Annotated in this window: 7 protein-coding genes and 1 pseudogene; 2 read left to right on the forward strand and 6 right to left on the reverse strand. The window is 57.3% G+C overall.

All coding sequences use genetic code 11. The features are described from left to right. The first annotated feature begins 144 nt into the window (after positions 1-144). Entirely contained in the window at positions 145-1884 is a 1740-nt protein-coding gene (locus tag RI563_RS10650) for a hypothetical protein (RefSeq protein ID WP_310694364.1), read from the forward strand. Positions 1885-2139: 255 nt separating this feature from the next. Here RI563_RS10650 and nadC read toward each other — a convergent pair whose 3' ends face one another. The 6 genes from nadC to RI563_RS10680 all read right to left on the reverse strand — a co-directional run bounded on the left by nadC (position 2140) and on the right by RI563_RS10680 (position 7968). After that, the gene (gene nadC, locus RI563_RS10655; protein WP_310694365.1) at positions 2140-2982 is read right to left on the reverse strand and encodes a carboxylating nicotinate-nucleotide diphosphorylase; all 843 of its coding nucleotides are present in this window, start codon (positions 2980-2982) and stop codon (positions 2140-2142) included. A 9-nt stretch (positions 2983-2991) separates the two neighbouring features. After that, positions 2992-4023, reverse strand: a complete 1032-nt coding sequence (locus tag RI563_RS10660) for an LPP20 family lipoprotein (RefSeq protein ID WP_310694366.1) — start codon at positions 4021-4023, stop codon at positions 2992-2994. A 1-nt stretch (position 4024) separates the two neighbouring features. Next, positions 4025-5350 (reverse strand): hypothetical protein, encoded by a 1326-nt coding sequence (locus RI563_RS10665; RefSeq protein ID WP_310694367.1) that lies wholly within the window; start codon positions 5348-5350, stop codon positions 4025-4027. Between the two features lie 21 nt (positions 5351-5371). After that, positions 5372-5986, reverse strand: a complete 615-nt coding sequence (locus tag RI563_RS10670; protein WP_310694368.1) for a penicillin-binding protein activator LpoB — start codon at positions 5984-5986, stop codon at positions 5372-5374. A 2-nt stretch (positions 5987-5988) separates the two neighbouring features. Beyond that, positions 5989-6552, reverse strand: a complete 564-nt coding sequence (locus tag RI563_RS10675) for a hypothetical protein (protein ID WP_310694369.1) — start codon at positions 6550-6552, stop codon at positions 5989-5991. 63 nt (positions 6553-6615) lie between these two features. Next, a complete protein-coding gene (locus RI563_RS10680) occupies positions 6616-7968 on the reverse strand; it encodes an alanine/glycine:cation symporter family protein (RefSeq protein ID WP_411293575.1) in 1353 nt (450 codons plus the stop codon). 178 nt (positions 7969-8146) lie between these two features. On the opposite strand from RI563_RS10680, the pseudogene RI563_RS10685 reads away from it, so the two are divergent. After that, a pseudogene (locus tag RI563_RS10685) lies at positions 8147-8367 on the forward strand (N-acetylmuramoyl-L-alanine amidase); the annotation flags it as partial.

The raw sequence follows: 8367 nt of genomic DNA on the forward strand, positions 1-8367 counted from the left end.
AACTCGTCATCAGCTCAGGGTTTACCCTGATACCGTGTTTCGCCAGGGATGGCATGGCTAGAGAATTGTTATATGATTAGAATAGAAACTAACCACTGATCGGACACGGAGGCCGACGACTGTCGACATAACAGAACTGACGCCATGCTGTTTACAACAAAATCGAGAACTGACAAACCAGCCCCTGACCTTGATAGCAGCCAGTTTGGCCATTTCGGCAATCTCACCAAACCTTACAAGGATGCCGAGCGTAAGGAACTCGACAGGGAACGCTACCTGCAGACGCTGACCAATTACCAGCGGGCGCCAGTGCGGCTGCTGGAAGAAGCCGTGCGTATCCAGGCGAATCTCAATCGCCTGAAAATGAAGCCGGAAAAACGCGAGCAGCTGACCCAGGCAGTATTGGGGCAGATTTATCCGGTGGTGGCCATGTGGTATGAGAAATTTCAGGCCGAGCAAAGCAGCCTGCCGGAGAGTAACGAGCGGCGTAATGCGCTGGAGGCCAGTATCAAGGCTGTGGAGCAGGTGGCGATCAGTTACAAATTGCTGTTTCACGCCGATTACAACGCCAGTCCGTCGACGTTCGCGCGTCATCAGCAGCAACTGTATGCCTGGGGCCTGCGGATTATCGAGTTGTTGCGGCTGATTCAGCGGTTAAAGGCCCTGCGTTATCAGAAGATGAGCAAAACCGACTGGCTGGATGTTAACCAGGTTTTTTTCTCCATGCTGTTGCACAACGCCGTGAATGGCCAGCTGAATTTGCTGGGCACGGTCGGGGTTCGAAGCCGGCAGGATAAGTCGGAGCGCAGCAGCACTCCGAAGGGGTCGATGCAGGAAATTTATCTGTCCATTCAGTTATTTGGTTTGCTGGAGACCAACAGCTGGCCGACCGGCATGTTGTATGTGCCCGATGCCTATCTTGCCAGCCTGGGAACGGAGAGTTTTCAGATCAAGGCCGATGATCGCGCCCCGTTGCAACCGGGAACGCTGGTGACCTATCTACACAGCAACGGCCCTCCACAATTTCAGCGCCGGGAAGACATTGGCGGCCCGAGCATCCTCATCGACTATACCGGTCTATATAACGCCCTGGTCAGGGAGCATGAAACCATCGGCAAAATGAAATTCCTCGGTAACTACGATGCCAGTAAACTCAGCAAGCCGCTGCAGGTCGTCAAAGAAGAGGAGCGCCTGCCGGTACTGGAGTCGATGCTGATCGGGCTTCGCCAACGAAACCGACAGCAAAAACGCCATCGGGTACATACCTATGATGCCCTGCGGGTGTACTTCGGACGTGAAGAGGTGATGCGACTGCTGCGCGATATCTCTTCCCGGGATCTGCAAAAAATCATGGATTCCCGCCAGTTTGTCGACAAACTCGCACGCCAGTCTTCCCTGTTAGCGGAGGATGACAGGTCACACATGGTGACCCAGTGGGCCATGATTAATTTCAGCTCGGGCGGCCTGTTGATCGGTACTGAAGAGACGGCATTCAGTACGCCGATTAAAATCGGGCAGCTGGTGGCATTCGGTCCGGTCGATGCCGAATTACACCGGGTAACCCTGGGGTATATCAATCGTTTGCACCGTACCGACGATCACCGCGTGGAAGTGGCTATCGTTCGTCTTTCCACACACGCTGAAGCGGTGGTGATTCAAAACGAGAAAGACATGCAGGAAAAATCCGGCCATGCGGCCATCCTTGTGAAGGATCTGGATAACCAGTGGAAGCTCATCGTTACTCCGGGATTGGAAGTAAAAAGTGGCGATCCCCTCAAATTGATTCGTAACGACGGCTCGCGCTTGCCCGTCAGGCTCGGGGAAGTCTGGATCGTAAAAAAGGAATTTACCCAATATGAACTGCGTTCGCCGGGACTTGAATAAGTACCGAGTTCTGAGTACTAAGTACTGAGTTTTGAGAGGGTAGGCCGGACATAGCGAAGCGGTGTCCGGCAATCCGGATGTTGCCCGATACCGCTGCGCTATATCGGCCTACAGCTGAATCCCGCCATTCCGGCACCGGCTCCGGTTGGGGTATATTCTTCCCGCTTACAGTACGCACCGCTGGATTCCGGCGTTCGCCGGAATGACAATCTGCTCAGCACTCAGCACTCAGCACTCAGCACTCAGCACTCAGCACTAATTTTCTTTGATTCGCATCGACAGATCCACGGCCTGAACGTCCTTGGTCAGGGCGCCGACGGAGATGAAGTCGACGCCGGTTTCGGCGACATCGCGAATATTATCAAAGGTAATCCCGCCGGAGGCTTCCAGTCTGGCCCGGCCGCTATTGAGTGTAACGGCTTGCCGGAGTGTCTTGAGACTCATGTTGTCGAGCAGGATGCGCTCCACGCCGGCCTGCAGGGTCTGGTCGAGTTGTTCCAGGTTTTCGACTTCCACTTCGATCTCGAGTTTCGGCGACAGTCGCCGGGCGGTTTTGACGGCGTCGAGTATGGAGCCGGCAGCAGTAATGTGGTTCTCCTTGATCAAGACCATGTCATACAGACCGATGCGATGGTTACTGCCGCCCCCACAACTGACCGCGTATTTTTGCGCCAGGCGCAGGCCGGGCAGGGTTTTACGGGTATCCAGCACCTGCGCGCCGGTACCGGCAATGCGATCGACATAACGGCGGGTCGTGGTGGCGGTGCCAGAGAGTGTTTGTAAGAAGTTGAGCGCCGTTCGCTCGCCGGTGACCACCGGTCGCACCGAACCCTGCAACTCGCAGACTATCTGATCTTCTACGACACGGTCACCGTCGGCACAGTGCCAGCGGATCCCGACGGACGGGTCGAGTTGCCGAAAGACCTCCCCGAACCAGTCACAGCCGGCGAGCACGGCATTCTGTCGACTGAGCACTGTCGCGGTGATCGGTTTATCTTCAGGCAACAGTGCGGCTGTTACATCACCGCTGCCGATATCCTCGGTCAGGGCCTGTTCGACCTGCTGTTGAATCAGTTGCGAAGAGACGGTAAAGGGCATAAACGACCTTTATTTTGTGTCGGCAAAGCCGATGATAACGTTGCGCAACTCACGGCTGAGTCGTTTGTTGAGATTATCCATGGCGCGTTGGCGGGCCAGTAACGGACGACTGGCGGCCTGCTTGACTTCCCAGCGATGGCTGCCCTGCACGGCGTCGTCGCTTAGCGAGGTCAGGACAATCTGCAAGGTGCCATGAATCCAGTGCCAGTTCTGCTCGGGGAAGGTGGAGAGATCGAGATAGGCATCGAGTCGGAAGTTGGCGTTTTGATCCACCTGGCTGAAACCGGCTTCCGCCAGCGCGCCGTCAATGAGAGCCGGTAACTGTCCGCTGGAATCTTGCCGGATGCGGGTTTCGATGCGGATACGTCGGGCCAGTTCGTGGCGATCCTGTAACAGCTGGCCGAGGTCGTAGCGGTTACGTACCCCGACACCGGCCGGATCGATGACCTGTAATTGCCGTTGCAGGGCGCGACGTTGTAACTGGGTTTCGACAGCCCGGTTGGCCTCGCCCAGTTGCCGCAGAATATTATCCTGGCCGCGGGCTGCCTCAATGGCGCCGGCGGTCAGGGTATCCAGGTGCTGGATCTCTTCGCGTAACTGTTGTCCGGCCTTGAGTCGATCCAGTACGGCGAGGGCGTAGTGACGCCCGGTTTCAGGGTCCTGCCAGATCTCGGCGATTTCAATATGCGACAGGGTCTGATCGGTGCGGGTACTGATCTGACGCGAGACAGCGGATTCCAGACTGGCCCGGGTCTGTTCGCCACTGCCTGTGGTGCGGCTGTATTCGGTAATGTCTTGACTCTGTTCGCTGATGCTGACTTCAAATACCTTGGCCAGATCAGCGCGGGCCCGATCCCGTGCCACAGCGGCATGATCGGCCTCACCCCGACCGATCAGATACTGTTCGGCCGGATAGGCCGGGCTGTTGCCGTTGATCCATGCCGGCATGCCCGAATCCGCATCCGGTGAGGCACAGCCGCCAAGTGCGGCGAGCAGTGTTGTAAAGATGAATGGATAAATCACACTGGCAGGGGTATGCATGTTAATGCCTCGTTGTTGGATAAGCCGGGAACCATAAATAGGAGAGATAACGCTTGCTGCCACGAGTCAGGTTGACCTGCCCCAGTTGCCGGCTCTGGGTCACCTGGCCGCTCACTCCGATCAGCTCCAGATTCACATTATAGTCCCCTGGCGGGAGTGTGACACGCGCCATCTGGATTTCACCGGGCAAAGTTAACCAGCTACGCGTATCGGCCTGTTCGGAGACAACACCCGCGATATTCATCAACAACCCGGCCAGGCCGTCGTTTTCGCCCGCCTGGCGCGACATCTTGTACTTGACCACCGCCCGTGCCAGAGCCCGGGCGGTAATCGCGGGCATGTTCTCCTGCAAGGTTCGCAGCGCAATGCCGCTGATATCTTCCATTGGTTCGGTCCGCACCCGTTGCCCGGCGACCACAACCCGGGCGTGGCTCAGATGGCTGTTACGCGGTTCGTACACGGGCAGGGCGAAATGTACCAGATAACCGGTGCCGGGATGCACCTGGGCGATACGTTGCGAGCGTTTTATCGGCGCCAGATCCTTGTGAAACAAAACAATCAGCTCACTCTGTTCGCGGTCGAGAGTCCGGGCCTTGACTTCAAAGCGTTCCCGGTAGCGTTCATACTCTTCGTTCAGGCCCAGTTGTCGGCTGAAGCGTAACAAATCCTGTTTGAGTATCCGGGGGACGTTGATGCCGTAGGCCTTTTGATGTTCCAGGTAGGCGTGATAGGCCTTGCGATAGGCGATCAGGGCATTGTCGATTTCACCCTGTTGCTCGTAAATCAGGCCGGTGAGATAACGCACAAAGGGATCGATACTCAATATGGAATCCGGATCGGATTCCTGTAACTGACGCAGGCGCACATCGATCTGCAGGGCTTCCACACGCGCCGCGTCTGTCCGGTTTTGCAGCAGATAGTTAATCGCCGCGTAGACATGCAGCATCAGCTGTTCCAGCGAGGAGCCGGTATAGGTTCGGGTGCCGTCGTTAATGAAAAAGGCGGCACTTTCCTCACTTATGCTGGTCGCCTGGTATTGCTCGATCACTTGCTTGGCCTTTTCGAACTCATCATTGCTGGCAGCGTAATCGCCAAGCATGTGCAACAGCATGGCCCTGTTCAGGTGATAGAGCAGGCGGTTACGTTCGGGATGGTGTTGCTTGTCCAGAGCAGTTAGCGCGGCGGCAGGATCCTCGCTGGCCAAGGTCTGGATTTCCTGCTCGAAATTACGGCTGTAGCTGGCACAACCGGCCTGCAGCAAAAGCATTACGCCGGCCAAAAGACAGCCGGCGTAATGGAACGGGCGTTGTAACACGCGCGTTAACATGGGTCAGCCCTGACCCGCTGTTTAAAAGCGTAGTTTGCTGTTGGCGACCTCTTTTTTGATCTTTTTCTGACCAACCCAGACCTTGCGATTGTCCGCCAGGCTGATCAGGGTCAGATCCACCTGGTAATAACGTACCTGGGTGCGGCCTTCCATGTCGATGATAGTATTGATCTGGCCGCTGAGCATGAAATCCGCGCCATACTCCTGGCCCATGGCCTTGCGGGTTTCGGCACTGGCGTGAATATCCTGATCCAGGCGCTCATCGCGGATCTCCTGACGTTCATCGCGCGAGGCGACGAAAGTCACCCGTCCCGAATTGGTCAGCTCACGCTGGATATCGTTGACAAAGGTATTGGTATTGATGTGTTCGTGGCTCAGGTTGCGCACGGTGCCGACGATAACGACCGGTTGCTTGCCGGTACGGCGCTTGAAGTCGTTGACCCAGGGACGCGATAACATGTCATTGATCATCTCTTCGGAGACCAGGCGTGAGTCGGTATCGTTCCAGGCGCCGCTGAGGTCGCGCACCTCGTCGGCCTCGAGTCGTTCAACCCGGGTGCCACAACCGGTGAGTCCCGCCACCAGTGTCATTCCGGCAAGTAAAAAGGCAAATGTTTGAATCGTACGATACGGCATACTCAGTTCTCCTGCGCCAGATTATCGAAAATGTTACCGCCCTGATCGCTGATATAACGTTTCAGATCGGCGTTCATGTCGTTGACCCTGTCCAGCGTGTCCTGCATTTTTTCCATGTCCAGTTCGGCAATGGACCAGACATTGCCTGTTTCCTCGTCCTTCCAGCGGCCGATGATCTTCACCCCGGTCAGGTTCACTTTGGTCAGGTTATCGATTTGTCGCGAGACGGTTTGCCGGTTCACCGAGCGTCCCGCACTGGCGGCGTGATCGCTGTAATCCCTGCTGACCACATCCATGTAGGAGCTGAGAATCCGCGCGACTTCGGCCCGGGCCCGGTTATCGGCGGTGGACATTTGCAGCGCATTGTCACCCATTGGCGGCGCATGCCCGACCCCATGAAACAGACGGCCGTCACGATCGTTTAGAAACTGGGTGCCTTCGTTGACCCAGTCGGGCGCGCCACGAATACCCAGATCACTTTCCACCTGGGTCTTGCCGCCGCAGGCCGCGAGCCCCACGACGAGGCTGAGGAGCAATCCCTGTTTCAGGCGTTGCAATGTGTTCATAGGTCGATCTCCTTGTCGATAGATGCCGCAGCAGGCCGGGTTCATTCTTCCATTCTAGCGTGTTCAGCCCGGCATGCGACTGAAATAATCGTCGGACACTTTTTTCGCCAGCCCGGCCAGCAGGATCAGGCTGATCAGATTCGGAGCCGCCATCAAAATATTGGCGATGTCGGCGAAGTTCCAGACCAGCTGCAGCGGCACATAGGCACCGACCACCACCAGCACGGTAAATACAATGCGGTACGGCATTACCGCCCGTTCGCCAAACAGGAACTCGGCGCTGCGATCGCCGTAATAGGACCAGGCAATCATGGTCGAATAGGCGAAGAAGACCAGCCCGATGCCAACCACCCAGCTGCCGATGGTGCCCAGCCCCTGTTCGAAGGCATAGGCCGACAGGGCCGCGCCTTCCAGGCCGTCGGGACGTGCGTCGCCCCAGGCGCCCATGATCACGATCACCAGCGCGGTCATGGTGCAGATGACGATGGTATCGATGAACGGGCCCATCATGGCGACCAGCCCTTCGCGGGCCGGCTCACTGGTACGCGCCGCGGCATGGGCCATGGGGGCCGAGCCCAGTCCGGCCTCGTTGGAGAAGACGCCGCGTGCCACCCCGTACTGAATAGCCGCGCCGATGGCACCGCCGCCGGCGGCCCAGGGGTTCAGGGCCAGGTTGAAGATGGTGGCAAAGGCGCCGGGAATTTTGTCGAGGTTCAAAAACAGCACCAGTAAGGCCGCGCCGCAATAGAAAACGGCCATAAATGGCACAATGCGCGAGGTGACGCGGGCGATGCGTTTGATCCCGCCGATGATCACCAGGCCGACCAGGATGGCGATGATGACGCCGATCCCGAGCCGGTAATCGATAATCCCGGGAAACACATAGGCGAGGCCGTCCACCACCGAATTGGCCTGCACCATGTTACCGATCCCGAACGAAGCGATCAGGGTGAAGGCGGCAAACAGCACCGCCAGAGTTTTGAAGTTGAGGCCGTAGAGCAGGGTATACATGGGGCCGCCGGAGACCGAGCCGTCGGGATGAAAGCGACGAAACTTCAGTGCCAGCGAGCAGGAGGCAAACTTGGTGGCCATGCCCACCAGCGCGGTGATCCACATCCAGAACACCGCCCCGGGGCCGCCGAAGGCGATGGCGGTGGCCACCCCGGCGATATTGCCGGTGCCGACGGTCGCTGACAGGGCGGTGGAGAGCGCCTGAAAATGCGTGACTTCGCCGGGATCCACCGGCTTGTCGTACTTGCCGCGAATAACTTGCCAGGAATGTTTGAAGCCGCGGATTTGTATAAAACGCAGCCGAATCGTCAGATAGAGGCCGGTGCCAACCAGCAGGACGATCGAGGGAATGCCCCAGGCATATCCCGACACGGTGCCGGTCCACTCGGTCAATCGGGCCAACAGGTTATCCATGCGATTTCTCCCGTGATTATTGTTTTATTCCGTCAGAACAGGGGTGCGAATCCGCTTCTGATATTAACAGCCTGTGGACAATGGTGTAATGTAAAGCGCACAAATTTGCGCCCTCCGGGATATACGTCACCCGCTGCAGGACTATTAATCAAGGACATCGGATTATCCAATGCAGATCGATCCCCACACCGGGCTGTTACAGGGCGCGCGCCAGTGTCCCTCGCCCAATTACAATGCCCGGCCCGATCCCGGTGATATCTCCCTGCTGGTGATTCACGGTATCAGCCTGCCGCCGCAGCAGTTTGGCGGGGATGCGATTGACCGTTTTTTCACCAACTGTCTGGACCCGGCCCGGCATCCCTATTTTCAGGAGATCTGCGATCTGCAGGT

It is taken from the genome of Thiohalophilus sp. (genome assembly GCF_031581315.1).
GTDB lineage: Bacteria > Pseudomonadota > Gammaproteobacteria > UBA6429 > Thiohalophilaceae > Thiohalophilus.

Coding starts and splice junctions, on each gene's coding strand:
- RI563_RS10650 (WP_310694364.1), top strand. CDS start 145: ATGCTGTTTACAACAAAATCGAGAACTGACAAACCAGCCCCTGACCTT.
- nadC (WP_310694365.1), bottom strand. CDS start 2,982: ATGCCCTTTACCGTCTCTTCGCAACTGATTCAACAGCAGGTCGAACAG.
- RI563_RS10660 (WP_310694366.1), bottom strand. CDS start 4,023: ATGCATACCCCTGCCAGTGTGATTTATCCATTCATCTTTACAACACTG.
- RI563_RS10665 (WP_310694367.1), bottom strand. CDS start 5,350: ATGTTAACGCGCGTGTTACAACGCCCGTTCCATTACGCCGGCTGTCTT.
- RI563_RS10670 (WP_310694368.1), bottom strand. CDS start 5,986: ATGCCGTATCGTACGATTCAAACATTTGCCTTTTTACTTGCCGGAATG.
- RI563_RS10675 (WP_310694369.1), bottom strand. CDS start 6,552: ATGAACACATTGCAACGCCTGAAACAGGGATTGCTCCTCAGCCTCGTC.